The organism is Corynebacterium mycetoides, from assembly GCF_900103625.1.
GTDB lineage: Bacteria > Actinomycetota > Actinomycetes > Mycobacteriales > Mycobacteriaceae > Corynebacterium > Corynebacterium mycetoides.
The window spans coordinates 2,101,715-2,127,319 of sequence record NZ_LT629700.1 but is presented as its reverse complement, the minus strand read 5'-3'; the positions used below and the strand labels follow the sequence as shown (position 1 = coordinate 2,127,319).

At 69.4% G+C, this 25,605-nt stretch carries 20 protein-coding genes; 9 read left to right on the top strand and 11 right to left on the bottom strand.

Features of this window, described 5'->3' with window-relative positions:
• Positions 1-12 precede the first annotated feature (12 nt).
• Both BLS40_RS10240 and BLS40_RS10235 read right to left on the bottom strand, forming a co-directional pair.
• Positions 13-1,392, bottom strand: coding sequence for a phosphomannomutase/phosphoglucomutase (locus tag BLS40_RS10240; RefSeq protein ID WP_092151824.1), 1,380 nt, complete (start codon positions 1,390-1,392; stop codon positions 13-15).
• A 10-nt stretch (positions 1,393-1,402) separates the two neighbouring features.
• On the bottom strand, positions 1,403-1,930 hold the full coding sequence (locus BLS40_RS10235) for a DUF3499 domain-containing protein (RefSeq protein ID WP_092152275.1): 528 nt from the start codon (positions 1,928-1,930) through the stop codon (positions 1,403-1,405).
• A gap of 94 nt (positions 1,931-2,024) precedes the next feature.
• On the opposite strand from BLS40_RS10235, the gene BLS40_RS10230 reads away from it, so the two are divergent.
• Positions 2,025-2,513, top strand: a complete 489-nt coding sequence (locus BLS40_RS10230) for a metallopeptidase family protein (RefSeq protein ID WP_092151822.1) — start codon at positions 2,025-2,027, stop codon at positions 2,511-2,513.
• Here the strand turns inward: BLS40_RS10230 and BLS40_RS10225 are convergent.
• The 3 genes from BLS40_RS10225 to BLS40_RS10215 form a co-directional block, all read right to left on the bottom strand.
• On the bottom strand, positions 2,510-2,758 hold the full coding sequence (locus tag BLS40_RS10225; RefSeq protein ID WP_172808059.1) for a WhiB family transcriptional regulator: 249 nt from the start codon (positions 2,756-2,758) through the stop codon (positions 2,510-2,512). The genes BLS40_RS10230 and BLS40_RS10225 overlap by 4 nt on opposite strands.
• Positions 2,759-3,078: 320 nt before the next feature.
• On the bottom strand, positions 3,079-4,158 hold the full coding sequence (manB, locus tag BLS40_RS10220) for a mannose-1-phosphate guanylyltransferase (RefSeq protein WP_092151818.1): 1,080 nt from the start codon (positions 4,156-4,158) through the stop codon (positions 3,079-3,081).
• A 6-nt stretch (positions 4,159-4,164) separates the two neighbouring features.
• Positions 4,165-5,046: a glycosyltransferase family 2 protein gene (locus tag BLS40_RS10215; RefSeq protein ID WP_407922408.1), complete on the bottom strand. Its 882-nt coding sequence runs from the start codon at positions 5,044-5,046 to the stop codon at positions 4,165-4,167.
• Between the two features lie 140 nt (positions 5,047-5,186).
• Here BLS40_RS10215 and BLS40_RS10210 point away from each other — a divergent pair, with 140 nt between their 5' ends.
• The 6 genes from BLS40_RS10210 (at position 5,187) to BLS40_RS10185 (ending at position 10,950) form a co-directional block, all read left to right on the top strand.
• Entirely contained in the window at positions 5,187-6,770 is a 1,584-nt protein-coding gene (locus BLS40_RS10210) for an LCP family protein (protein WP_092152273.1), read from the top strand.
• A 26-nt stretch (positions 6,771-6,796) separates the two neighbouring features.
• Positions 6,797-7,462, top strand: coding sequence for a TIGR03089 family protein (locus tag BLS40_RS10205; RefSeq protein WP_092151816.1), 666 nt, complete (start codon positions 6,797-6,799; stop codon positions 7,460-7,462).
• Between the two features lie 128 nt (positions 7,463-7,590).
• Positions 7,591-8,880 (top strand): ABC transporter substrate-binding protein, encoded by a 1,290-nt coding sequence (locus BLS40_RS10200; protein ID WP_092151814.1) that lies wholly within the window; start codon positions 7,591-7,593, stop codon positions 8,878-8,880.
• A 149-nt stretch (positions 8,881-9,029) separates the two neighbouring features.
• A complete protein-coding gene (locus BLS40_RS10195) occupies positions 9,030-9,941 on the top strand; it encodes a carbohydrate ABC transporter permease (protein WP_092151812.1) in 912 nt (303 codons plus the stop codon).
• Complete coding sequence (locus tag BLS40_RS10190) at positions 9,938-10,759, top strand: carbohydrate ABC transporter permease (protein ID WP_092151810.1); 822 nt, start codon at positions 9,938-9,940, stop codon at positions 10,757-10,759. The genes BLS40_RS10195 and BLS40_RS10190 overlap by 4 nt, the downstream gene beginning before the upstream one ends.
• Positions 10,759-10,950, top strand: a complete 192-nt coding sequence (locus BLS40_RS10185) for a hypothetical protein (RefSeq protein ID WP_092151808.1) — start codon at positions 10,759-10,761, stop codon at positions 10,948-10,950. The genes BLS40_RS10190 and BLS40_RS10185 overlap by 1 nt, the downstream gene beginning before the upstream one ends.
• Before the next feature lie 80 nt (positions 10,951-11,030).
• Here the strand turns inward: BLS40_RS10185 and BLS40_RS10180 are convergent, their stop codons facing one another.
• Genes BLS40_RS10180 through acpS form a run of 6 tightly spaced genes read right to left on the bottom strand, consistent with a single transcriptional unit; the run spans position 11,031 to position 14,869 of the window.
• Positions 11,031-11,519 carry a YdcF family protein gene (locus BLS40_RS10180; protein WP_092151806.1) on the bottom strand — a complete coding sequence of 163 codons (489 nt, stop codon included), beginning with the start codon at positions 11,517-11,519 and terminating at the stop codon, positions 11,031-11,033.
• Positions 11,512-12,012, bottom strand: a complete 501-nt coding sequence (purE, locus tag BLS40_RS10175) for a 5-(carboxyamino)imidazole ribonucleotide mutase (protein ID WP_092151804.1) — start codon at positions 12,010-12,012, stop codon at positions 11,512-11,514. Before purE ends, BLS40_RS10180 begins: the two co-directional genes overlap by 8 nt.
• Before the next feature lie 2 nt (positions 12,013-12,014).
• Complete coding sequence (locus tag BLS40_RS10170) at positions 12,015-13,184, bottom strand: 5-(carboxyamino)imidazole ribonucleotide synthase (RefSeq protein WP_092151802.1); 1,170 nt, start codon at positions 13,182-13,184, stop codon at positions 12,015-12,017.
• Positions 13,185-13,233: 49 nt separating this feature from the next.
• The gene (locus BLS40_RS10165) at positions 13,234-13,698 is read right to left on the bottom strand and encodes a hypothetical protein (protein WP_092151800.1); all 465 of its coding nucleotides are present in this window, start codon (positions 13,696-13,698) and stop codon (positions 13,234-13,236) included.
• A gap of 10 nt (positions 13,699-13,708) precedes the next feature.
• Positions 13,709-14,440, bottom strand: coding sequence for a biotin--[acetyl-CoA-carboxylase] ligase (locus BLS40_RS10160; protein ID WP_092151797.1), 732 nt, complete (start codon positions 14,438-14,440; stop codon positions 13,709-13,711).
• Between the two features lie 57 nt (positions 14,441-14,497).
• A complete protein-coding gene (acpS, locus tag BLS40_RS10155; protein WP_092151795.1) occupies positions 14,498-14,869 on the bottom strand; it encodes a holo-ACP synthase AcpS in 372 nt (123 codons plus the stop codon).
• A gap of 148 nt (positions 14,870-15,017) precedes the next feature.
• Here acpS and BLS40_RS10150 point away from each other — a divergent pair, with 148 nt between their 5' ends.
• Positions 15,018-16,643 (top strand): acyl-CoA carboxylase subunit beta, encoded by a 1,626-nt coding sequence (locus BLS40_RS10150; protein ID WP_092151793.1) that lies wholly within the window; start codon positions 15,018-15,020, stop codon positions 16,641-16,643.
• A gap of 24 nt (positions 16,644-16,667) precedes the next feature.
• Entirely contained in the window at positions 16,668-25,565 is an 8,898-nt protein-coding gene (locus BLS40_RS10145; RefSeq protein WP_092151791.1) for a type I polyketide synthase, read from the top strand.
• The last annotated feature ends 40 nt before the right edge of the window (positions 25,566-25,605 follow it).

The following is a 25,605-nucleotide window of genomic DNA, read 5'->3' as shown; positions in this document are numbered from 1 at the left end:
GCCCCGGCGGTGTCAGGCGCGGATGATGCCGAGCACCTCGTCGGTGAGTTCGTCGACCTGCTCGGGCGTCGGCGCCTCGGCGTTGAGGCGCAACAGCGGCTCCGTGTTGGACGGGCGGACATTGAACCACACCGGCGGGTTCTCCTGCAGCGTCACCGTGACCCCGTCGAGGGTGTCGACAGACACCGCGCGGTCCGCGAAGGCGTCGACGACGCGCTGTGTGGCGGCATCCTGGTCCTCGACCTGGGAGTTGATCTCGCCGGACGCGGCGTAGCGGTCGTATTCCGCCATCATCTCGCTGAGCGGCCGGTCCTGCTCCGCCAGGGCAGCGAGCACGTGGAGCGCGGCGAGTAAGCCGGAGTCCGCGTTGAAGAACTCGGCGAAGTAGTAGTGAGCAGAGTGCTCCCCGCCGAAGATGGCGCCGGTCTCGGCCATGTAGGCCTTGATGTAGGAGTGCCCCACGCGGGTGCGCACCGCGCGGCCGCCGCGCTCGGCGATAATTTCCGGCACGGCCCTCGACGTGATCGCGTTGTGGATGATTGTCGCTCCCGGGTGCTCGGCGAGCGTGCGCGTGGCCACCAGGGCTGTGATCGCCGACGGCGAGACGGCCTCGCCGCGCTCGTCGACGACAAAGCAGCGGTCCGCGTCGCCGTCGAACGCCAGGCCGATGTCCGCCGACTGCTCCACCACGAATCTACGCAGGTCGACCAAGTTCTTCGGGTCAAGGGGGTTGGCCTCGTGGTTGGGGAAGGTCCCGTCGAGCTCGAAGTAGAGCGGGCGCACGTCCACTCCCCCCTCACCCAGCACCGCCGGCACGGTCATGCCCGCCATCCCATTCGCGGCGTCCACGGCCACCACGAGCGGGCGGCGCGAGGGCACCGGCACCAGCTCGCGCAGAAACTCCGCGTACTGGGCGAGCACATCGCGCTTGCCGACGCTCCCCGCAACGCCCGCGAACTCCGGCACGCCGTCAAGGATCATGGACGCGATCTCCGCGAGCCCGGTGTCCGTGCTCACCGGCGCCGCCCCCGCGCGGCACAGCTTGATCCCGTTGTAGACCGCGGGGTTGTGCGAGGCGGTGAACATCGCCCCGGCGCAGCGCAGCGAGCCGGAGGCGAAGTAGAGCTCGTCGGTGGATGTGAGCCCCAGCATCTCCACGTCGAGGCCCTGGGAGGTGACGCCGCGCGCGAAGGCGTCGGCAAGCTCGGGCGACGACGGGCGCATGTCGTGCCCGACGGCGACCCGCCCCTCGCCCTCGCGCCTTAGGATGAACGCGAACGCGGCGCCCGCGGTGAACATGAAGTCCGCGTCGACGGTCTCGCCGACGATTCCGCGGATGTCGTAGGCCTTGATGACCTGCTTGAGGGACTGCTCGGTGTGTTCGATTGCCATGACGGCAATCCTAATTGCCGTCCCCGCTGCCGCGCTGGTCCGGGTCTGAAGCAGGGTCTGAAGCAGGGGCCGGGTCGGGAGCCGGGTCGGGGACGACGCGCAGGTGCGACCGGCGGGCGGCCTTCGCCGCCTCTTTCTGCTCGCCCACCCGCTTCGTGCGGTGCACGGGGTGGTTGGAGGTGCCCGGGTCGCCGAAATCGTGGTTGGCGGCGTACTCGATGGGGTCCTGGGTGGCGTCGACGAGCCCCGTGGTCACGCGCCCGGCCTCGCGGACCGCCTCGGCGAGCGCGGTGAGGTCGGCCTCGTCCATGGCGTCGAGCTCCTCGTCGTCGATCTCGACGTGCTCGACGCGCACCATATCCCACCCGACCGGGGCGGAGATGTTGGCGGAGTGCCGCTCGCACAGGTCCCACGAATGAGGCTCCGCGACGGGCGCCAGGGGGCCGACGACGGCGGTGGAATCCGCGTACGCGTAGATGAGCGTGGCCACGGCTGGCCTGCCACAGCCCGGACGGCAGCAACGACGGAAAGTGTTCACGGCGCCCAAGTCTAAACCTCCCCTTGAGATTATGCGGGTGACACGCGGCGTGGCCCCGTGGCCCGCCCAACCCCGCGCTCTATCATAAGAACCCATGAGCGAGCCCGACCCTCTCCGCCCCCCGCACCCGCTGCACCTGCGGCCGGCGCGCGACCGGCGGTCACGAGGTCCCCGTGGTCCGCTGCTGCCGGTCGCCGTCCCCAGATACCGGACGCGCCAGATGGCGTTCGACCAGATGGTGCTGGAGGCTTACGCCCCCCTGCACAACGCGTACTTCGAGCAGCTGGCGGGGGTAGACCTAGCGGTGGACACGATCCCGCGCATGCGGCTGCGCCCCGATTCCCTCATGCCGGACGACATCGTCGCGGATGGCCCGGTCCCCCTTGGGCGGGTGCTTGCCGCCGGCGTGGATAGAAACGGCAACCCCACCCGGGCGCGGATTGTCATCTTCCGCATGCCGGTGGAACGGCGGGCGAAAACTGTGCTGGAGCGCAACGAGTTGCTCACGTGGATTCTCACGGCACTCGTGGCCAACTACTTGAATATGGACCCCCGGGACCTCGACCCCGATTTCGGCTATTAGCCGATCTGCTTCTTCAGGCGGCGGCGCTCGCGGTCGGACAGCCCGCCCCAGATGCCGAAGCGCTCGTCGTGCTCGAGCGCGTACTCCAGGCACTCGTCCCTCACGGCGCAGGCCTGGCAGATGCGCTTGGCCTCGCGGGTGGAGCCACCCTTCTCCGGGAAGAAAGCCTCGGGATCGGTTTGTGCGCAGAGGGCCTGATCTTGCCACTCCTGCTCGACGGTGCCGAAAAGTTCATCGAGGGTCATTCCGCCCGCAGCTGCGCCACGGAGAATGGCGTTGTCAGCAAAATGGTCCACGCCGTCCCCTTCCTCCGTTGTGGTTGCTTACATGCCTGTAATTGCGACTGTGTTTGCTACTGCGATTACACACTGGGCCACTAAATAGGCGCAACACTTTGGGGCGATGACGGCCCGACACGTGTGCGTTAGCCACGTCGCAAGTCACACAAGTCACACTAGCACCACCAGAGACATGGCGGGGGTGAAGCGCGGGGGTACTACATGTGGTGGGCCGGGAATAAAACCCACCTATGCGCCCGGCTCCGCCCGGCGCGGCGGCGCGCCGCCTACGCGTCGGGAGTAAACCTCACGCCGGAATCGGGGATCACCACTCCCGGCCACACCCTCATGCCGCCCTGCAGCTCGCAGCGCGCGCCGATCTGCGCCCCCTCACCGATCACGCAGTCCACGATCCGGGTATTCGCGCCGATACGCACCCCCGCCGCGATGATGGAGCCGCGCACGACGGCCCCCGGCTCGATGGTCACGCCATCGAAAATCACGCTGTCATCCACGCGGCACCCGGCCCCGATGTCGCTGCCCCGGCCCACGGCAGTGCCTCCCACGAGGATCACGCCGCCGGCGATTCCGGCGCTGTCATCCACAAACGCCTCGCCCGTCTTGCCCTCGAGCAGGGGCGAGTACGCAATGCCGCGCACCAAGTCCGAGGAACCCTGCACGAAATCGTCCGGGCGGCCCATATCGCGCCAGTAAGACGTGTCCACGTGCCCCGCGATCTTCGCGCCCGCGGACAGCAACCCGGGGAACGTCTCGCGCTCGACGGAGACGACCCGGCCTTCCGGAATCTGCTCGATCACGGAACGCTTGAACACGTAGCAGCCGGCGTTGATCTGGTCGGTCGGCGGGTCGGGCGTCTTCTCCAGGAACTCCAAGACGTTGCCGTCAGCGTCCGTCGGCACGCAGCCGAATGCCCGCGGGTCCTGCACCCGGACCAGATGCAGCGTGACGTCGGCGTCCTTCTCCACGTGCGTTGCGAGGATCTCGGTCAGATTCGCCCCGGAGAGCACGTCGCCGTTGAACACCATCGCGTTGTCGTGGCGCAGCTTGGGCAACACGTTACGGATCGCGCCGCCGGTGCCCAGCGCCTCCTCTTCCACCACGTAGTCGATCACGAGGCCCCACTCGGAGCCGTCGCCGAAGTACGACTCGAACACCTCCGCCTTGAACGACGTGCCCAGCACCACGTGCCGCATGCCCGCGGCGCGGATCCGCGCGAGAAGGTGGCTGAGGAAGGGAAATCCCGCCGTGGGCAGCATGGGCTTGGGCGTCGACACGGTGAGCGGCCGCAGCCTCGTGCCGCGTCCGCCGACCAGAATGACCGCGTCCGTGCTCGCTGGGTCTGTCATAGCTTGTCAAGAACCTTTCGTCAGCTGAATCGTGCCGCGCACCTGCAGTCCAAGCCACAGCGCCCAGCGCAGTGGTGCCTGCCACCACGCGGGGTGCCTGTCCGCCTGGAAACGGTACGCGGACTTGTGGTGCGCGGGCACCGTGACACGCGTGTGCTTGCCCGCCACGTGGCCCTGGTCGTGCTTGATCACCGCCGACGGGCAGTACAAATTGTCCCAACCGGCGCGGCTGAGCCGGTCCCCGAAGTCGACGTCCTCCAGGTACATGAAATAGCGCTCGTCGAACCCGCCGACCGCCTCGAAGGCTTCCCACCGCACGAGCAGGCAGGCGCCCGAGAGCCAGCCAGCGGCGCGCTGGACGTTCATGTCGTTGTTGGCGCGGTACGCGGCGGTAAACGGATTGTTGGGCCAGACGTCGGAAAGCAGCGCGTGGCCGCTGCCCGTGAGCAGGCCGGGAACCTGGCGGGCGCTGGGGTAGGCGGAGCCGTCCTCCTCCTCGATCCGCGGGCCCGCCGCGCCCGCCGCCGGCTCCCGCGTCAGGCAGGCTGCCAACTCGTCGATGGATCCGGGGGTGAAGCGGACATCGGGGTTAGTGATGAGGAAGTATTCGCCGTTGATCTCGCCCGCGAGCCTGCGCCCCCGCAGACGCCTGACCGCGGCGTTGATCGCCGCGCCGTACCCGATGTTTCCACCCGTGGAGAACACCTCGACGTCACCGCGCGCGGCGGCCAGCGCCTCGGGCGCGCCGTCGGTGGAGCCGTTGTCGGCGCACACGAGGGCGAACGCGTCCGCCGTCGCCGTGTCCAGCGAATCGGCCAGCGCTTCGAGGTGGCGCCCCGGCGAGTACGTCACCGTGATGACCGCCAACGGAGAGGGATGTTTAGTCACAATGCGCACAGCCTAGTCAGCCGGGCCGCGCGAGACAGGTTGCGGCACACGGACGCACCTCAAGATATGGAGGGGATACAAAGGCGCATGTCGTATACTCCGCACCTGTGACCGACTACTCCCGAACCCCGCGGCGGAACATGCGGCGCGCCCGCGACATCCAGGCCGCCCCATCGCGCACAAGGGATCTCTCGCAGGTGGGCCACCCCGTGGCCAAGGGATTTATCGCGTTCGCCTCGGCGATCGTCCTCGCGGTGTCGGGAATCGGCTACTTCTCCGTAGGCCGCCTCGGCGGCTCGCTGAGCGCCTCCGAGCTGCAGCTTGAGGGCAAGGGTGGCGTCGACCCGCTCGACGGCGCCGTGGACATCCTGCTCGTCGGGTCGGACTCGCGCACGGACGCGCAGGGCAACCCCCTGAGCGAGGAGGAACTGGCCCGTCTGAACGCCGGCGTCGCCGAGGGGGAAATCAACACGGACACGATCATGGTGATCCGCATTCCCGAGGACGGGTCGAGGGCCACCGCGGTGTCCATCCCGCGCGACACCTACATCCACCACGACGAGTTCGGCAACATGAAGATCAACGGCGTCTACGCGGCCCACGCCGAACAGAAGCGCGAGGAGCTTACGGACGCGGGGCTCAAAGACGGCCCCTCGTTGGAGCAGCAGGTCGCCCGCGCCGGGCAGGAGGGCCTGATCGACGCCGTCGCCTCCCTCACCGGCGTGGACGTGGACCACTTCGCGCAGGTGGGCCTGCTCGGCTTCGCCCTGCTTACCGACGCCGTCGGCGGCGTCGACGTCTGCCTCAACGAGCCGGTGGACGAGCCGCTGTCCGGCGCGAGCTTCCCCGCCGGCGAGCAGACCCTGAACGGGGCCCAGGCGCTGTCGTTCGTCCGGCAGCGCCACGACCTGCCCCGGGGCGACCTCGACCGGATTGTGCGCCAGCAGGTGTACATGGCCTCACTGGTGCAGAAGATGCTCTCGGCGGGAACCCTGACCAACCCCGCAAAGCTGCGCGAGCTGTCGAGCGCCGCGGAGCGCTCCGTCACCCTCGACGAGGGCTGGGACATCACCCGCTTCGCGCAGCAAATGTCCGGGCTGGCAGGAGGCGACGTCACGTTCACCACCATCCCGGTGACCTCGGTGGACGGCGTGGGCGACCACGGCGAGTCCATCATCACGGTCGACGTGGCCCAGGTACACCAGTTCATGGACGACGTGGCCCGCCCGCCAGAAGACCCGGCGACATCTCACCCGCCCGCCTCCGAGGAGGCGCCCGAATCCGGGGGCGGTGGGGGTGAGGCTTCCCCTCTGGCCGGCTACAACGTCTTCGCCCTGAACGCCACCGGGGAAACAGGCCAGGCGGCCGGGGTTGCCGGGTGGCTGCAGGAGCACGGCGCCACCGTGGCAGACGTCTCCAACGCGCTGCCGGGGGTGTACTCCTCCAGCCAGGTTGTGGCGCTGGACCCGCAGGATCCCGCGGCGCTCGCGCTCGCGGAGATGCTTGGCGGGCTGCCGGTCACCTCCAACTCGGGCCTCGAGCCCACAAGCCTCATCGTGGTCATCTCCGACGATTACGCGGGCCCGTCGTCCGCGCCGGTGACGTCGGCCCCGCAGCAGCCGTCCGTGGATGACACCGTGGGCACGCCGGGCGCGGACTTCGGCGCGGCACAGGTCGCCCCCGAAATCAACGCCGGCGGCGACGGCCCGCGCTGCGTGAATTAAGCGAACTGTACCTAGTATGGGCGGCCATGAGCATCATGGCACCGCTTCTGGCGACCAACCCCGCCGGCCCCCGCCTCACCGTGTACGACGAGGTGGCGGGAACCCGCATGGAGTTTTCCGCCCTCACGCTGGACAACTGGGCGTGCAAGGTCGCCAACATGCTCGACGAGGAGTTCGAGCTCGAACCCGACGCGGTGATCCTGCTGGACCTTCCCGTGTCCTGGCAGGCCGCGGTCATCGCCCTCGGCACCTACAACTCTTCCCGCACGCCGCTTTTCGACGCCCCCGAAGGCGCAACCCCCGACCTCGTCTTCACCACGATGGACGGGGCGCAGGCGTGGTCGGGCATACCCGACGTTGTGGTGGTCTCCGCCGACCCGTTCGGGCGCGGCGTGGTCGAATCCGGGGGCGAGCTGCCGGAAGGCACGGTGGACTTCGGACCGACAGTCCGCTTTTACGGCGACACCTATTTCGGGGACTCCCCGGACCTCGGCCGCTGGGCCGACGCGGACCTCGGCCCGCACCGTTACCTGGCGGACGCCTGGCGAGGGCGCGAGGACATCGAAAAGCGCATCCTCGCTCCGCTTGCGGCGGACGGGTCCGTCGTCGTGGTCGCAGGAATGGCGTCTGCGGAGAGGTTGCGCGCCATCGCGGACAAGGAGAACGTTACGCACTTCCTAACTCATGGTTAAGTAACCACGCTCCGTGCCCGATTCGGACATCACTCACCCCCGTTATGGGGGTCGTTACAGATTCTTTCCCTCTCCTACGCATCCGGTTACTACATTGAAGGCACCACTCATTTAGAAAGGTGCCAGTTATGAACACTTCGTTCCGCACGATCGGCGCAGCGCTCTGCGTCGCCGCCCTGGGCTCCGCGACGCTTGTCGCCTGCGGCTCCGACAGCTCCGAGCCCGCCTCCGGGACCTCGGCGCAGTCCACGGCGGCGGGCGCTGGTAACGGCGCTGCCAACGGCGAGGGGCAGGGCCGCGGCCCGATCACGTTCGCCATGGGCCGCAACGACACGGACAAGATCATTCCGATCATCGACAAGTGGAATGCTGAGCACCCGGACGAGCAGGTCACACTCAACGAGCTCGCCGGCGAGGCCGACGACCAGCGCGACACCCTGGTGCAGTCCCTGCAGGCCGGCAACTCGGACTACGACGTCATGGCGCTCGACGTCGTGTGGACGGCCGACTTCGCCGCCAACCAGTGGCTCGCCCCGCTCGAGGGTGACCTCGCGGTGGACACTTCCGGGCTGCTGGACGCGACCGTGGAGTCCGCCACCTACAACAACACGCTCTACGCGCTCCCGCAGAACACCAACGGCCAGCTGCTGTTCCGCAACACGGACCTGGTCGCGGACGCGCCGGACACGTTCGACGATGTCCGCTCCGCGTGCGAGGCCGTCCAGGACGCCGACTGCCTGACCACCCAGCTCAAGCAGTACGAGGGCCTGACCGTGAACGCGCTCGGCTTCATCAACGGCTGGGGTGGCGAGGTGCTCGACGACAACGGCGAGCCGACCGTCGAGTCTGCTGAGGCCAAGGAGGGCCTGCAGGCGCTTGTCGACGCTTACGCCGACCACACCATTGCGGAGTCCTCCACCGCGGCGACCGAGGAGGAGACGAACCTCGCGTTCACCGAGGGCAAGACCGCGTTTGCCATCAACTGGCCGTACATGTACTCGAACGCGGCGGAGAAGGGACTGAACTTCGAGGTCCAGCCCCTGGTGGGCAAGGACGGTATCGGCGTGTCCACCCTCGGCGGCTACAACAACGGCATCAACGTCAACTCGGAGAACAAGGCGACCGCGCGCGACTTCATCGAGTTCATCATCAACGAGGAAAACCAGCTCTCCTTCGCCGAGGCGTCCTTCCCGCCGGTCCTCGCCTCCATCTACGACGACGAGGCCCTGATCCAGGAGCACCCGTACCTGCCGGCCCTGAAGCAGTCCCTGGAGAACGCGAAGCCGCGCCCGGTCTCCCCGTTCTACCCGGCCATTTCTAAGGCCATCCAGGACAACGCGTACGCGGCCCTGACGGCGGGCAAGAGCGTCGACGACGCCACCCGCGACATGGCCGCCGCCATCCGCCAGGCCTCCTAACCCGGCATCCGGCGCGCGGCGCGCGCTTCCGCGAGAAGGTGCACATGACAACTGCAGTACACAGAGATTCAGTACACGGAGATTCCCCGTCGCGCTCGAGGGCGCTGAAGCGCGACACCGGCCAGGCGGCGCTGCTCGTCGCCCCGGCCATGGCCGTGCTGGCGGTGGTGATCGGCTACCCGATCATCCGCGCCATTTACCTGTCGTTCCAGGGCAACCGGCGTCTCGACCCGGCCACCGGCGTGTTTACCGACGGCGGCTTCGCCGGGCTCGAAAATTACCTGTACTGGCTCACCAACCGGTGCATGTCGCCTTCCGGGGTCGTCGGCACGTGCCCGCCCGGAGTGCTGTCCACGGACTTCTGGCCGGCCGTGCGCATCACACTGTTCTTTACCGTGGTCACGGTGCTGCTGGAGACCGTGTTGGGCATGATCATGGCTTTGATCATGAACACGGAATCCCGCGGGCGGGCGCTCATCCGCGCGGCAGTCCTCATCCCGTGGGCGATCCCCACCGCGGTGACGGCCAAGCTGTGGCAGTTCATGTTCGCCCCCGCCGGCATCGTCAACTCGCTGCTGGGGACGGACATCGCGTGGACGACGGACCCGTGGGCCGCGCGCGCGGCCGTCATCGTCGCGGACGTGTGGAAGACGGCGCCGTTCATGGCGCTGCTCATCCTCGCCGGCCTGCAGATGATCCCGCGCGAGGTGTACGAGGCCGCGCGTGTCGACGGCGCGTCCCGCTGGCAGCAGTTCACCCGGATCACCCTGCCGCTGGTGCGCCCCGCGCTCATGGTGGCGGTGCTGTTCCGCACCTTGGACGCGCTGCGGATGTACGACCTGCCCGTGATCATGATCTCGGGCTCGTCCAACTCCCCGACCGCCACGATCTCGCAGCTGGTGGTCGAGGACATGCGCCAGGGCAACTTCAACTCCGCCTCGGCACTGTCGACCTTGATATTCCTGCTCATCTTCGCCGTCGCCTTCATCATGATCCGGTTCTTGGGGGCCAACGTCGGCCAGGTCGAGCGAGAAAAAAGGAAGCGGAGGTTCAGGCGATGAACAAACTCGGCCACTACCTGGGCGTAATCTTCATCATGTTCTGGGGCCTCGCCCCGTTCTACTGGATGCTGATTACCGCGCTGCGCGACAGCGCGCACACCTTCGACACCACGCCCTGGCCCACGCACGTCACGCTGCAAAACTTCCGCGACGCCCTAGCCACCGACAAGGGAAATGACTTCCTGGGCGCGATCGGCAACTCCCTGATCATCTCGCTGTCCACCACCGCCATCGCGGTGGCCGTGGGAGTGTTCACCGCCTACGCGATCGCGCGCCTGGACTTCCCCGGCAAGGGCATCGTCACCGGCATCATCCTGGCCGCGTCGATGTTCCCGGGCATCGCCCTGGTCACCCCCCTCTTCCAGCTGTTCGGCGACCTCGACTGGATTGGCACCTACCGCGCCATGATCATCCCGAACATCTCCTTCGCCCTGCCGCTTACCATCTACACCCTCATCTCGTTTTTCCAGCAGCTGCCGTGGGAGCTCGAGCAGGCCGCGCGTGTCGACGGCGCCTCTCGCGGCCAGGCTTTCCGCCTCGTACTTCTGCCCTTGGCGGCGCCGGCGATTTTCACCACCGCGATCCTGGCGTTCATCACCACCTGGAACGAGTTCATGCTGGCCCGCCAGCTTTCCACGACCGCGACCGAGCCGGTCACCGTGGCCATCGCGCGTTTCTCGGGGCCCAGCGCGTTCGAGTACCCCTACGCGTCGATCATGGCCGCCGGTTCCCTGGTCACGGTGCCGCTGATCATCATGGTGCTCGTGTTCCAGCGCCGCATCGTCTCGGGCCTGACCGCCGGCGGTGTCAAGGGCTAGTGCGCCGCGACCTTCTGTGCCAGACCCTGATCGGTTTCGTCGGGTTCTTCGCATTCGTCTCGCTGGTCCAGGCCGTGCTCAACCTGTTCCGGCCCACCCCCGCCATCTGGCCGGGGTTGCTCGCCGGGGCACTCTGCTTATCGACGCTCTGGCTGACGCGCCGCTGGCTCCACTGGCGCCGCGGCCACTAACGCCCCGCCCCCTACGCCCCCTCCCCGCTTCCGCCTCAACTCACAACACTCAACATGGCCGTATTCCGCCTAAACTTGCCTCAAGTTGACCGTTCCGGGTTTAGGGGGAAGCGTCGCACGAGCCGTCGCCACGCAACGCGCGCCACGGAGTGAGGGAGCGCGACGATTTCCCGCGCGTAGTTGCGCAGGCGAGACGAGCGGGGCGTCTCGGCGCCGGCGACGTCGACGGCGATGCCCAGGTGCCACGCCCACACCCGCGTGCGCAGAACGTGGAAACCGTTGGTCACCACTACGAGACGTGATGCGTCGGGAAACAGCGCCCGGGAGTTCTCCAAGTTCTCGTTCGTGGAGCGGGCGCGCGTCTCCAGCGTGATCGCCTGCCGCGGCACTCCGCGCGCCTCGAGCCACGCGGCCATCACCCCCGCCTCCCCGAAGCCGGTGACCACCAGCTGGGAAGACGGGTCCTTGCGCCAGATCTCCAGGGCAAGGCGCAGCCGCGCCTCGAGCATGCGGGAGGGGCGCTCGCCGATGATGCGGGCGCCGAGGACGACGATCGGGTCCCTACTCACCCATCAGCCGAGCGCGCAGGGCCTCGTCCTTGCGCTCGACCTCCGCGGCCATCTCCGCCTGGTAGGCGGCCATCCGGTCCAACACCGCCGGATCGGCCGCGCCGATGATGCGCGCCGCCAGCAGCCCGGCGTTCTTCGCCCCGCCGATGGAGACGGTGGCCACGGGTACCCCGCCCGGCATCTGCACGATGGACAGGAGCGAATCCAGGCCGTCGAGATCCTTTAGCGCACGCGGCACGCCGATCACTGGCAGCGGGGTCGCGGCGGCGACCATGCCCGGGAGGTGAGCCGCTCCCCCGGCACAGGCGATGATGACCTTCAGCCCCCGGCCGTGCGCGCCTTTCGCGTAGGCCAGCATTTTCTCCGGGGTGCGGTGCGCGGAGACGACGCCGACTTCGAAGGGAATGGAGAATTCGGCGAGGACCTCCGCCGCCGGGGCGACGGTGTCCCAGTCGGAGTCCGAACCCATGATGAGACCCACGAGAGGCTGCATGTTTACTTCCATTCTGCGTTGACGATGAAGTGGGCGGCGTCCTCCGCCACCTCGAGAGTCTGCTCCAGAGAGTCGCCGGAAACGTTGACGTGGCCCATCTTGCGACCCGGGCGGTAGCTCTTGCCGTAGAGGTGGATCTTGGCCTGCGGGTAGCGCCGCATCACCTCGCTCACGCGCTGCTCCATCGGCATGTCCGGCTCGCTCTCACCGCCGAGAGTGTTGACCATGACGGTGTAGGCGGCGGTCGGCTCGGCCGAGCCCAGCGGCCAGTCGAGAACAGCGCGCAGGTGCTGCTCGAACTGGGAGGTCACGCAGCCGTCCTGCGTCCAGTGCCCGGTGTTGTGCGGGCGCATCGCGAGCTCGTTGACCACGATCTTGTTGTCGGCGGTCTGGAACAGCTCGACCGCCAGCACGCCGGTGACGTCGAGCTCGCGGGCGATACGGACCGCGAGCTCGCGGCACTCATCCTGCAGCCCCGGTTCGAGGCCCGGCGCGGGCGAGATGGCCACGCGGCAGATGCCGCCGTCCTGGCGGGACTCCACAACCGGCCACGCCACCACATCGCCGGAGCGGTTGCGCGCCACCATCGCGGACAGCTCACGCTTAAACGGCACCTTCTCCTCCGCGTACAGCGGCACGTCCTCGGCGAGCAACTCCTCCACGAGCTGCTCGAACTCCTCGCGCGTGGCGGGGAACCACACGCCGTGGCCGTCGTACCCGCCGCGCGTGGCCTTCAGGCACACCCCGCCGCCGGCGCCACCGGCGCCGCCGACGTCGTCGTAGAAACGGGAGGCGTCGGCGACGCTCGCGATGCCGGCGAAGCGGGGCACGGGGGCGCCCAGCTCGCTCACCCGGGTGCGCTGCGCCAACTTGTCCTGCGCGTAGAGGAGGGCTTCGGGGCGGGGTTCGACGGCCACGCCGGCGTCGATAAGCGCCTGCAGATGCTCGTTGGGGACGTGCTCGTGGTCGAAGGTGACCGCCGACGCGCCGGAGGCGATCGCCTCGAGGTCGGCGAGGTCGCGGTAGTCGCCGATGCGCACGTCGCCGAACACCTGCGCCGCCGAGGCGTCCACGCTGCCGGCGAGCACCCGGGGGTTGAGGCCGAGCTCGATCGCCTCGGTGTGCATCATGCGGGCGAGCTGGCCGTCACCGATGACGGCGACAATGGGCATTCCGTAAGCGTCTCTCACGCCCACCCACTGTAGTCTGAGTGCGGACAGGTCAGAAACGGCGCGTCCGCGCCAGCTGGCCGTTGAGGATCTTCTCCACCTTACGGGCGCGCCCCACCTCCGGGAAATACAGCGGGCGCTCGTAGCCATACACCGCCATGGCGATCCCGCCGTGGTCGCGCCGCACGGAATGGATCTGGCCGAACGGGATGGAGTCGACCGCCCCGCGGCGGCTGCGCGCCAGCACCCGGCGGTCCGTGACCACGAAGCGGCGCCGGCGCGAGACCGCCAGCGGCCAGAGGAAACGCGTCACCGCGACCACCGCCCACACCGCGATGACCAGGTTGCGCGCGAGCGGGCCGACGCCGTTGGCGTCCATCCAGCCGGCAGCCATCCAGCACACGCCGGTAATCACGATAACCTCGAGGAGGGGGAAAACAAGGCTCGACAACGGGCTGGTCGTATCGGCGAGGACGACCTCCCCGTCCGCCAACGCCACACCTCGCTTGTCTGCCACGGCGCAGATGTTAGTTGGTCGGGCGCAAATGCGTCACATCTCCGGCGGAGTACGCTGCCCCGTCGATGATGATCTCGCCGGCGTCGTTGACGCCCTCGACGGTGCCCTCCACGGCTCCGTCTTGACGCTCGAGGCGCACCTCGCGGCCGATGGTGGAGCACACGGCGCGGTAATCCTCCAGCAGTTCGGGGGCGCCGTCACGCCACTGCCCCAGGCGGATGGCCAGCGCGCGCAGCAGATCGATGGTGAACTCATCGAAGTCGATGTCGATGCCCTCGAGGTTCAGCGAGGTAGCGCCTTCAACCGGCAGGTCTTCGGCGCGCCACGCCGCGTTGATGCCGATGCCGACGACCACCCGCGGCGTCTCGCCCGATAAATCGGCCTCCGACAGGATGCCGGCGAACTTCTTGCCCCCGAGCAGAGCGTCGTTGGGCCACTTCAGCTCGGCGGAGGGAATGATGTCCGTGATGGCGAGGCCCGCGGCGAGCGACGCTAGGGCCAGGTTGGTGTCCGCGGGGGCGTCGACAAGCGCGCTCAGCGCGAGAGCGGAACCCTTCGGCGAGACCCATTCTCGGCCCATTCGGCCCTTGCCCGCGGTCTGCTCGTCCGCGATGAGCACGCTGCCCGGCGCGCCGGTGGCCATGAGCTCCGTGTTGGTGGAGCCGACGGATTCGACCCAGGAAACGTCGAGCCACGAATCGACGACTTCGGCTGCGATGCGTTGGATGTCTTTGACTGTCATGACACCCAAGCATATTGCGTGTCGACGGGCGCTACTGGAAACTTTTCCAGTACCCACTCAGCCCACCACGCACACCGCCACCGCGTACTCCCCGTCATGGGACACCGACAGAGACTGCGCGGGCGGGCCGGCAGCGGCCACCTCCCCGCGCAGGGCGATGGCCACGCGTCCGAACGCATCCGAAACCACCTCGATGTCCCGGAAGTCCACCTCCGCCAGCACGGGCGGCGAGCCGTAGAGCGACTGCGACCACGCCTTCACGTACGCCTCCTTGGCGGCCCAGCGTGCGGCGAGCGAGGACGCCCGCTGGGGCTTGGCGGCGCAGTCGCGGAGCTCGCGTTCCGTGAACACCCGATCGAAGGTGGAGCCCGGCGTCGCCAGCTGCGCGCCCAAGGCGGGGATGTGGACGATATCTGTGCCGACGTGCATCCTGCTCGCATTCCTTTCCCAGGTTTCGGGGTGTTCAAAATCACAATAACGCGAATACCCAGCATAGACGCGAAAACTTACCTCAACGTAACCTACGGGTCAGTAAGTCGCGGCAAAACGGCGCCGGAAGGCGATTATCCTCCCGGCTATGACGCTTTCGCCCTCCAAACCAATAGACGACCTCGCGGACACACCGCGCACCACGGCGGACAAGATCGCCGACCTCCTCCGTCGCCGCAAAGCCTCGCTCACCCCCATGGGCGAGGCCGCCCACGACAAGGTCCGGGCCGCGGGCCGGATGACGGCGCGCGAGCGCCTCGACTACCTGCTCGACGAAGGCTCCTTCGTGGAGACGGGCCAGCTCGCCCGGCACCGCACGCACGACTTCGGCATGTACTCCAAGCGGCCGCTAACCGACGGCATCGTCACCGGCTTCGGCACCGTCGACGGCCGGGAAGTGTGCGTCTTCTCCCAGGACGGGACGGTCTTCGGCGGCGCCCTCGGAGAGGTATACGGCGAGAAGATGGTCGCCATCCAAGAGCTCGCCGTGACCACCGGCCGCCCGCTCATTGGCCTGTACGAGGGCGCGGGCGCGCGCATCCAGGACGGCGCCGTGTCGCTGGACTGGATCGCGGCGACCTTCTTCCAAAATGTCAAGGCCTCGGGCGTGGTCCCGCAGATCTCCGTCATCATGGGCGCGTGCGCGGGCGGCAACGCATACTCTCCCGCCCTGACCGATTTCGTGGTCATGGTGGACCAGACGTCGAAAATGTTCGTCACCGGCCCAGACGTGATCAAGACCGTCACCGGCGAGGACATCACGCAGGAGGAGCTCGGCGGCGCGTGGACGCACATGGGCAACGCCGGCAACTGCCACTACGTCGCCTCCAGCGACGCCGACGCGCTCGATTGGGTGGGCGACCTCATCTCGTACCTGCCCAGCAACAGCCGCCAGCGCCCGCCGGCAGAGGACGCCGAACCGGACACCGAGATCACCGAGACCGACCTCGAGCTCGACGCCGTCATACCCGACACGGCGAACCAGCCGTACGACGTGCGCGAGGTGATCAGCCGAATCGTCGACGACGGCGAGTTCATGGAGATCATGGAGCAGCGCGCCGAGAACGTCGTGGTCGCTTTCGGGCGCATCGAGGGGGAGGTCGTCGGCTTCGTGGCCAACCAGCCGAGCGTGTTCGCCGGCTGCCTCGACATCGACTCCTCCGCCAAGGCCGCGCGGTTCGTGCGCACCTGCGACGCCTTCAACGTCCCCCTCGTGCTGCTTGTCGACGTCCCCGGGTTCCTGCCCGGCGCCGCTCAAGAGCACGACGGCATCCTGCGCCACGGCGCGAAGCTGCTCTACGCCTACGGGGAAGCGACGGTGCCGAAGATCACGGTCACGCTGCGCAAGGCCTACGGCGGCGCGTACTGCGTGATGGGTTCGAAGGGCCTGGGCGCGGACGTGAACCTGGCGTGGCCCACCGCCCAGATCGCGGTGATGGGGGCGGCCGGCGCCGTCGGCTTCATCAACCGCAAGGAGATCGCCGCGGCGCGCGACTCCGGCATGGGTGACGAGGAGCTGGCGGACCTCATCGCCTCGTTCGAACGCGAGTACGAAGACACCATCTTGAACCCCTACAACGCCGCCGAGCGCGGGCTGATCGACGCGGTCATTGTGCCGTCGGAAACCCGCACCGCGATCGCCGCCAACCTGCGCCTTCTGCGCGGCAAGAACGTGGCGCGGCCCGCCCGCAAGCACGGCAACATCCCCCTCTAAAGCCGAAAAGGAACATCTACCACCATGCTGAATCTCACCCCGCTGTCATCCATGCGCACACCCGCCGTCGTCTTCCAGGGCCAGGGCACCGCCTGGCAGCTCGCGCTCGCCGACGCCGCCGCCTCCCCCGCAACCTACGAGCGCCTGCGCGAGCTTATCGACGCCGCCCGGACGCTCACCGGCCCCGTCGCCCGCCCCCTGGCCTCGAGCGTGCCGGGCGTGGTGGACCGCCTACTCGCCATCATGGACCCGGACACGCCCACCGAGGCCGATGACGCCGACCGCCTGCCCGCCGTCTCCGTGCCGGGCATCGTGCTGGCGCAGATCGCCGCGGTGGACCAGCTTCGCGGGCTCGGTTTCGACATGGACTCCGCGGCGCTCGTGGGCCACTCCCAGGGCAGCCTCGGCGTGGCCGCGGCCTCGGACCCAGTTGGCGCGCTCGCGTTCGCGTTCATCATGGGCGCGGCCGCCTCCGCCACGGCCGGCTCCGGTGACACGCGCTCGCGCATGCTGTCCGTGCGCGGCGTGCACCGCGAGACGCTCGCGCGCATCACGGGTGCGGACCCCGCCGTGATCAACGGCCCGCGCCACATCGTCCTGTCCGGCGAACCCGCCGAGCTCGCCGCGGCGCGCACAGCGATCGAGGCGGCCGCGGCGGCGTACAACGCCAAGCTGGAGGCGGCGGAGTTCGGCGGCTCCGAGATGGCTCCCCAGTTCGACGAGCTGCCGGTCGCGTACCCGTTCCACAATCCGGGCAATCCGGGCAATGCAGCCGCCGTCGACCTGGCCGCCGAGTGGGCGCAGCGCTGCGGCATCGACTTCGAGGCCACCTCCCCGCGTGAGCTCGCCGGCGCCATCCTGCACGACCAGCACGACTTCCCCGCTCAGGTGCAGCCGCTGCTGGAGCAGGGGATCACCCACATCATCGCGTTCGATTCGGCCGTCGCGGGGATCACCGCCAAGCTCGTCGTCGGCTCCGGCGTGCCCGTCATCACCGCCGACTCCGCCGCGGCCCGGGACAACCTCGCCCGGCCGGGCGCGGAAATCCCCACCGCTGCCGACTACTCCCGCTTCGCGCCGCGGCTGGTGCGCCTGCCCGACGGCTTGACCTACACCCAGACCCGGTTCTCCACGCTGACCGGCCTGTCTCCCATCATCCTCGGCGGGATGACCCCCACCACCGCCGACGGGGAGATCGTCGCGGCTGCCGCGAACGCCGGCTACTGGACGGAGCTGGCCGGCGGCGGCATGTACTCCGAGGAGGTGTTTAACGCCCACAAGGACACCTTGGTGGAGCACCTCGAGCCGGGCCGCACCGCCCAGTTCAACACCATGTTCTTCGACCGGTTCCTGTGGAACCTGCAGTTCGGCCAGACCCGCATGGTGCCCAAGGCACGCGCGGCCGGCGTCCCTTTCAACGGCGTGTGCATCTCCGCCGGTATCCCCGAGGTCGAGGAGGCCACCGAGCTGCTCGCCCAGCTGCGTGCCGACGGTTTCCCCTACATCGCCTTCAAACCGGGCACGACCACCCAGGTCCGCGCGGTGCTGCGCATCGCGGAGGCCAACCCGGACGTGCCCGTCATCCTCATGGTCGAAGACGGCCACGCCGGCGGCCACCACTCGTGGGTCGATTTGGACGACCTGCTCACGGACACCTACGCGGAGGTGCGCGCCCACGACAATGCCTACCTCACCGTCGGCGGCGGCGTGTACTCCCCGGAGCGCGCCGCGGAGCTGATCACCGGCGAGTGGGCCACGCGCTGGGGTCTGCCGGCAATGCCCGTGGACGCCGTGTTCATCGGCACCGTCGCCATGGCAACCAAGGAGGCCAAGGCCACCGACTCCGTCAAGGACCTGCTGGTGCACACCGCGGGGCTGAGCCCCGATGACAACGGCGGCTGGGTCGCGCGGGGCACCGGGCGCAGCGGCGTCGCGTCGTCGCAAAGCCACCTGCTGGCGGATATCCACGACCTGGACAACGCGTTCGCCCGGGCATCCCGGCTGATCACCGGCCTGGACATCGCCGAGTACGGCGAGCGCCGCGACGAGATCATCGCCGCGCTGGGGGCGACCTCCAAACCGTTCTTCGGCGACATCGAGACGATGACCTACGCCGAGTGGGTCGAACGCTTCGTCGAGCTGGCCTACCCGTTCGTCGACTCCTCGTGGAACGAGCGCTTCCTGGCGGTGCTGCAGCGGGTGGAGTCGCGCCTGAGCGAGACCGACCACGGCGAGATCGAGTCGCTCTTTGCCGCAGGTGTCGACGCCCGCGAGGGCGTAGAGAAGCTGCTGGCGGCGTACCCGACGGCGCGCGAGGTACACGTCTCCCCGCGCGACGCCGCCTGGTGGATCGCTCTGCACCACGCCTACCCGAAGCCGATGCCGTGGGTGCCGGCCATCGACGGCAACCTGAAGACGTGGTTTGGCAAGGACACCCTGTGGCAAGCCCAGGACGAGCGCTACACCGCGGACCAGGTGCGCATCATCCCGGGCCCCGTCGCGGTGGCCGGCATCACGACAAAGAACGAGCCGGTCGCTGAGCTGTTGGGGCGCTTCGAGGAGGCGTCGACACGCGCGCTTGCGTCCGCGGGCGTGGGCGCGACCGAGCAGTTCTCCCGCCTCGCGGATGCGACCAGCGTCGAGGAGTACCTGCGCGCGGCCCCGACCATGGTGTGGCACGGACACCTCATGGACAACCCCGCCTACGCGATGGACGAGGGCGCATTCGAGATCGTCGAGGAGGCCGACGGCTGGGCGATCCGCATCGTCACCGACTCCTACTGGGACAACCTGCCCGAGGAGCAGCGCCCGTTCTACGTGCGCGAGGTGACCATCCCCATCGACCTGCCCCAAGGTGCCGCCACCGGCGCCTCCCCCGTCGTCTCCGACGAGCGCCTGCCCGCATCCGTCTACGACCTCCTCGCGGGGCTGGCGGGCGTGGGATCGGTCTCCGAGGCAGGCGACGCGATCACCGAGATGCCCTCGCTTGTCGACGGCGTCGCCCGCGCCTCGTTCACCTTCCCCGCCTCCCTGCTCGCCGCGCACACCGCCGTGACCGGTGCGGCGCTGGGAGAGGACGTCGCGGTGGGCACCCCGGACGTGCTCGTCGGCCCCTGCTGGCCGGCGATCTACACCGCGCTCGGCTCCGGCATGCTGCCGGACGGCTTCCCCGTCATCGAGGGCCTGCTCAACGCCGTTCACCTCGACCACCTCATCGACCTGCGCGTGCCGTTGCGCGAGCTTGCCGACGGCCGCACCATCGACGTCACCTCGCGCTGCAGCGCCATCGACGAGTCCTCCGCCGGGCGCATCGTCACCGTCGAACTCGAGCTCTCCTCCGGCGGCGAGGTTGTGGCCACCCAGATGCACCGCTTCGCCATCCGCGGCCGCGCCACCACGACCACCCCGCCAGAACCCGCCCCGCAGTTCGGCGGCGGGCCGGACGCGGACGCGGTGGAGGCCACCCCGCGCTCCTTCGTCGACCGCGCGGTGGTCACCGCCCCGCACGACATGACACCGTTCGCGTTGGTCTCCGGCGACTACAACCCGATCCACACCTCGTCGAACGCTTCGGGCCTGGTGGGCCTTGACGCCCCGCTGGTGCACGGCATGTGGCTCTCGGCCACCGCCCAGCACGTCGCCGGGCGCCACGGGGAGGTGACCGGCTGGACGTACAACATGTACGGCATGGTGCAGCTGGACGACACCGTGGAGATCACCGTCGAGCGCGTCGGGCGCGTGGGCATCCGCCCGGCGCTTGAGGTGACGTGCCGCATCGGCGGCGACGTGGTCTCGCGCGGCCAGGCGCTGCTCGCCCAGCCGCGCACCGCCTACATCTATCCGGGCCAGGGCGTCCAGGCCGAGGGGATGGGCACCGGCGACCGCGAGGCGAGCCCCGCCGCCCGCGAAATCTGGCGCCGCGCCGACCGCCACACCAGGGCCAACCTCGGGTTTTCCATCCAGCGCATCGTGGACGACAACCCGACCGAGATCACCGTGCACGGCACCGCGTTCAAGCACCCGAACGGGGTGCTGCACCTGACCCAGTTCACCCAGGTCGCGCTCGCTGTGGTGGCCTACGCGCAGACCGAGCGGCTGCGCGACGCCAACGCGCTGGCCACCGGCGCGATGTTCGCCGGGCATTCGCTCGGCGAGTACACGGCGCTTGCGTCACTCGGCGGGATTTTCGACCTCGAGGCCGTGATCGACATCGTCTACTCGCGCGGCTCCGCCATGGGTTCGCTCGTCCCGCGCGACGCCGAGGGCACCTCGGACTACGGCATGGGCGCGCTGCGGCCGAACATGATCGGCGTGTCCCCCGACGAGGTCGAGGCGTACGTGGACGGCATCGCCGAGGAGTCCGGCGAGTTCCTGGAGATTGTGAACTACAACATCTCCGGCCAGCAGTACTCCATCGCCGGCACGAAGCGCGGCCTCGCCGCCTTGGCGGCTGCCGCCAACGGGGTGCGCGAGCGTGCATTCGTCACCGTGCCGGGGATCGACGTCCCCTTCCACTCCCGCGTGCTGCGCTCCGGCGTGCCCGCCTTCGCCGCCAAACTCGACGAGCTCCTGCCCGCCGAGATCGACGTGGCCACCCTCGAGCACCGCTACGTGCCCAACCTGGTGGCGCGCCCGTTCGAGCTGACCCAGGACTTCATCGACGCCGTGGCACGCGAGGTCCCCTCCGAGCGCCTGACCGGCGTGACGGTGGACAACACCCCGGCAGGCGAGCTCGCCCGCATCCTGCTCATCGAGCTCCTGGCCTGGCAGTTCGCCTCCCCGGTGCGCTGGATTGAGACCCAGGATCTGCTCATCGGGCGCGTGGATCAGCTCATCGAGGTCGGCCTCGCGGCATCCCCGACGCTGACCAACCTGGCCAAGCGCGAGATGGATGTCATCGGGCACCACATCCCCGTGCTCAACGTCGAGGCGAGCCAGGACACGGTCATGCTCGCAGACGTCGTCGCCGCGCCCGAAACCGAGCAGCCCGCGGAGCACGAGCCCACGGAGCAGCCTGAGCCAGCGCCCGCAGCCCCCTCCCCGGCCCCGGCCGGCGGATCGCCCACCCCCGACCTGCCGTTTAGCGCCGCCGACGCGATCGACGTGCTCTTCGCCTTCCAGAACAAGATCCGCGTCGAGCAGATCAACGGCTCCGACACGATCGAGGAGCTCACCGGCGGCGTGTCGTCTCGACGCAACCAGCTGCTCATGGACATGTCCGCCGAGCTGGGGGTGCCCGCCATCGACGGCGCCGCCGAGTCGGACGTGGCCGTGCTGCGCGAGCGCGTGACCACCGCCGCGCCCGGCTACACGCCGTTCGGCACCGTGCTCTCGGAGGCCGTGGGTGCCCGCCTGCGCCAGGTCCTCGGCGTGGCGGGGCTCAAGCCCGCGCACGTCGGCGACCACGTCACCGGCACCTGGGCGCTGCCCACCACGTGGGTCCCCCACGTCGAGGCGGAGATCCTGCTGGGCACCCGCCAGGAGGAGTCGGTGCGCGGCGGCAGCCTGGGCACCCTCCCGTCCGCGAACTCGAAGTCCGAGGTCACCGCGCTTATCGACGCCGCCATCGCCAACGTCGCCGCCCGCCACGGCATCACCGTCCACCCGGCGCAGGCCGGCTCGGCTTCCGGCGGCGGGGTGGTCGATTCCGCCGCCCTGGACGCCTACCGCGACGAGGTGACCGACACCCTGGTCGCCACCGCGCGGACCCTGCTGTCCAAGCTCGGCATCGAGGACGAGCACGCCGAGGTCGAAGCCCCCGACACGACCATCCTCGAGACCGTCGAGGCGGAGCTGGGCGCGGGCTGGATCTCCCAGGTCACCCCCCGCTTCGACGCGCGCAAGGCCGTGCTTTTCGACGACCGCTGGGCGCAGGCGCGCGAGGACCTCGCCCGCGTCGCCGTGGGCGAGGCGGACATCCCGGTGGAGCGCTTCCGCGGCACCGGTGAGACCGTCGCGCAGCAGGCGCTCTGGTACGCCGACCACGGCTACTCCGGCCCGCTCGCCGAGATCGCCCAGGCCGCCGCCGAGCCTGCCGCCGGCGAGTATGCCGGCGAGATCGCCCTGGTCACGGGCGCCGCCCCCGGATCCATCGCGACGGCGCTGGTGGAGCGCCTGCTCGCCGGCGGCGCGACGGTGATCATGACCGCCTCGAACGTCAGCCAGGCGCGCAAGGAGTTCGCGCGCACCCTCTACCGCGACCACGCGGTGGCCGGCGCCGCGCTGTGGCTCGTGCCCGCGAACCTGTCGAGCTACCGCGACATCGACGCGCTTATCGCGTGGCTGGGCGAGGAGCAGAAGGAAACCGTGGGCAAGGACGTGCGGGTGATAAAGCCCGCGCTGATCCCCACCCTGGCGTTCCCCTTCGCCGCGCCGAGCGTCTCCGGCTCCCTGGCGGAGGTCGGCGGCAACGCCGAGACCCAGGCGCGCCTGCTGCTCTGGTCGGTCGAGCGCACCATCGCCGGGCTCGCGGAGCTGGCGCAGGCGTCCGATTCCATGCGGCGCACCCACGTCGTCCTGCCGGGCTCGCCCAACCGCGGCACCTTCGGCGGGGACGGCGCCTACGGGGAGGTCAAGGCGGCACTCGACGCCGTGGTGAACAAGTGGTCCGCCGAGACCGGCTGGCCCGACGGCGTCACCCTGGCCCAGGCGCGCATCGGCTGGGTCGCGGGAACGCACCTCATGGGCGGCAACGACGCGCTGGTCCCCGCCGCCGAGGACGCGGGCATCCACGTGTGGAGCCCGGAGGAGATCTCCCGCGAGATCCTCACCCTGGCCACGCCCGAGGCGCGGGACAAGGCGGCCGAGGCGCCGCTGGATCTCGACCTCACCGGCGGCCTCGCTGACGCCGGCGTGTCCATCGCGGAGCTGGCCCGGGGCGCGCAGGCGCCTGCGGTCGGGGGCGCGGACGAGGGGGCGTCGACAAGCGAAAAGAAGATCAAAGCGCTTCCGAACCTGGCCAACCCGGCCCAGCCGGACGGTGTCGAGGTGGGCGAGGTGACCTGCCCGCTCGAGGACATGGTCGTCATCTGCGGCATCGGCGAGGTCTCCTCCTGGGGGTCGGGCCGCACCCGCCGCGAAGCCGAGTACGGCATCCGGCGCGACGGGGACGTGGATCTCACCGCGGCCGGCGTGCTCGAGCTCGCGTGGATGACCGGGCTCGTGCGCTGGGCCGAGGACCCGAACCCGGGGTGGTACGACGCCGACGGCGCCGCGATCGCCGAGGAAGACATCTACGAGCGCTTCCGCGACGAGGTTGTCGCCCGCGCCGGCGTGCGCGAGCTGACCGACAAGTACTTCCTCACCGACTTGGGCTCCATCGACCTGGCGGAGGTCTTCCTCGACCGCGACGTCACCTTCGCGGTGGCCGACGAGGCTGAGGCGCGCGACTACGAGGCCGCCGACCCCGCCAAGACGGTGGTGCGCAACGTCGACGGCGAGTGGACCGTGACGCGGCTCGCGGGCGCGAAGGCGGCGCTGCCGCGCAAGGCGACGCTCACCCGCACCGTCGCCGGGCAGATGCCGGACGATTTCGACCCCGCGGCCTGGGGCATTCCGGCGCAGATGATCGACAACATGGACCGCATCGCGGTGTGGAACCTGGTCACCGCCGTCGACGCCTTCGTCACCGCAGGCTTTACCCCGGCCGAGCTGATGCGGGCCATTCACCCGGCCGACGTCGCCTCGACGCAGGGCACCGGCATCGGGGGCATGGAGTCGCTGCACAAGGTGTTCGTCTCGCGCCTGCTCGGCCACGAGCGGCAGAGCGACATCCTGCAGGAGGCGCTGCCGAACGTGGTTGCGGCGCACACGATGCAGTCGCTCGTCGGCGGGTACGGCTCGATGATCCACCCGGTCGGCGCCTGCGCCACCGCCGCCGTGTCCATCGAGGAGGCCGTGGACAAGATCGCCGTGGGCAAGGCCGACTTCGTCGTCGCCGGCGGCATTGACGACGTCCAGGTCGAATCCCTGCAGGGCTTCGGCGACATGAACGCCACGGCGGAAACCGCCACCATGCGCGCCAAGGGTATCGCCGACCGCTTCATCTCCCGCGCCAACGACCGGCGCCGCGGCGGCTTCCTCGAGGCGGAGGGTGGCGGAACAGTCCTGGTGGCGCGCGGCTCCGTGGCGGCTGAACTGGGCTTGCCGGTCTACGCGGTGATCGCCTACGCCTCCTCCTTCGGCGACGGAGCGCACACCTCCATCCCGGCGCCCGGGCTGGGCGTGCTCGCCGCCGCGCGCGGCGGGACGTCGTCGCGCCTGGCGCGCTCGCTGGCGTCGCTCGGCTTGACGGCTGACGACGTCACCGTGTTGTCCAAGCACGACACCTCCACCAACGCCAACGACCCGAACGAGTCCGAGCTGCACTCGCTGCTCTGGCCGGCGATCGGTCGCGACGAGCGCGCGCCGATGTACGTCATCTCCCAGAAGACGCTCACCGGCCACTCCAAGGCAGGCGCCGCGCTCTTCCAGGTCGGCGGGCTTATCGACGTCCTGTCCAGTGGCACCGTCCCCGCCAACGCCTCCCTGGACTGCGTCGACCCGCTGGTGGGCGAGAAGGCGACAAACCTGGTGTGGCTGCGCTCCCCCCTGGCCCTGGGCAAGGGGACGGTGAAGGCCGCCGCGCTGACCTCCCTGGGCTTCGGGCACGTCGGCGCGCTGGTGGTCCTGGCCCACCCGGGCGTGTTCGAGGCGGCCCTGGCCGCCTCCGGTGCGTCGGTTTCGGAGTGGCGCTCGCGGGCGACGGCGCGCCTGCGCGCAGGTGCGGGCTGGTTGGAGGCCGGCATGGTGGGCCGCCGCGCGCTGTTTACCCAGGTGGAGAACCGCCGCTTCCACGAGGGCAACGCCCATGACGGGGAGATCGCCCTGCTTCTCGATCCCGCGGCGCGACTCGGGGAGGACGGTGTGTACCCCAGGGGGTAGGGGTTGGGTCCTGGGGTGGTGCGCTGGCGGGGTGCGGTGA